1 protein-coding gene is annotated in these 1,540 nt (G+C 77.1%); it reads left to right on the top strand.

What is annotated here, in order from left to right; translation table 11 throughout:
* Nucleotides 1-41: 41 nt before the first annotated feature.
* The coding region (locus AAHZ94_RS33865) for a DoxX family protein (protein WP_502964864.1) at nucleotides 42-1,540 on the top strand (1,499 nt) is incomplete at its 3' end.

Consider the following 1,540-nt stretch of genomic DNA (forward strand, 5'->3'; position numbering starts at 1 on the left):
GGCGCGGCCCCACCCCCCGGGGCGCCGGCGCCGCGACCCATCTGCCCCCGGCCGACCGGCAGCCCGAGGCCCGCCGGCCCGCCGCCGCCGCGGCCGGCGCCCTCGGCACCGGACCGAACGGCGCGCAGCGCACGGCACAGCACCCCGCACAGCGCACCGCGCAGGGCGCCGTCGGCGCGGGCCAGGACGGCCCCGGCGGCGATCCGGGCGCCACCCAGGTGCTGCCACGGATCGCGGTCGAAGAGCCCCCGCCGCCCACCCAGCCGCTGGTCATCGGGCCGCGCACGCCGTACAACGACAGCGAGACCCCGCCCGGCGGCACGCGGTACGCCCGCGGCCTGCTCGACGGCGGCCAGGACACCGGCGAGCACACCACCGTCATCGGCAGCGTCGGCGACCCCGACGCGCCGGACGGCGCCCCTTCCCCGTGGCCGGCCGCGGCCGACCCGGGCCGCCCGGCCCGCAAGCGCCGCGCCTCCGACTCCGTGCGGCACGCGTACTACCCCGGCCGCCGGATGAACCTCGGCGTCGTCCTGCTCCCGCTGCGCGTCTTCCTCGGCTTCATCTCGATCTACGCCGGCATGGGCAAGCTCTGCGACCCGGTCTACTTCGACGGCGGCGAGCGCGGGTCCATGGTGACCTGGTTGCAGTCGCTGCACCCGTGGGCGGTGGCGTCGCCGCTCCGCGACTTCGCCCTGGAACACCCCGTGGGCGCGGGCCTGACCATCGCGTTCTTGCAGGTCGTGGTCGGCGTGCTGACCGTGTGCGGGCTCTGGCAGCGGGTCGCGGCCTCGGTCGGGGCGCTGCTGTCGGCGGCGCTCCTGGTCACCGTGAGCTGGCGGACCGTACCGGCGTACGACGCGCCCGACATCATCTACCTCGCCGCCTGGAGCCCGCTCATCATCGCGGGCGCGCCCGTGTACTCGATGGACGCCCGGCTCGCCGGTGAGGCGTGGCGGCTGCTCGGGCCCCGGGTCGAGGTCCGGGACCTGCGGCGGCGGGTGCTGCGCCGCGGTTCCGTGATGGCTTCGGTGGTCATCGGGCTGACGCTGCTGATCGGCTCGATGCTGGGCGGCGCGGTGCGCTCGTCCGACACGGTGCGGGTGCCCGGGCGCAGCGAGCCGCCCACCAACCACCTGCCGGGGAAGGCGCTGCCGGGTACGAAGGACGCGACCACGCCGCCGGGCACGCGCAGCCCGGAGGGCGAGCGGAGCGGTTCGCCGGCCGCCGGTGACGAGGAGCCGAGCCCGGCCACCTCGCTGCCGAGCCAGGAGAGCACGCCGGGCATTACCGGTCCTGCGCAGGTGCCGGGCAGCGGCACCGTGGGGCAGCCGAGCCAGCCGCAGCCGCAGGCGGTTCCGCAGCAGCAGGGCCAGGTCGGCGGCGGCCAGAGCAGCAGCCAGACGTCGGGCGCGCAGACCGCCCCGCAGTCCCCGCAGCAGCCCCCCCAGTCCGCCCCGCAGCAACAGCGCCAGGCCCCGCCCCCCGACAACGAGACCTATGACGACAGCGAGACCGAGAGCGACATCGGCAGCAGTGG

The organism is Streptomyces sp. HSW2009, assembly GCF_040240285.1.
In the GTDB taxonomy this organism is placed as follows: Bacteria; Actinomycetota; Actinomycetes; order Streptomycetales; family Streptomycetaceae; genus Streptomyces.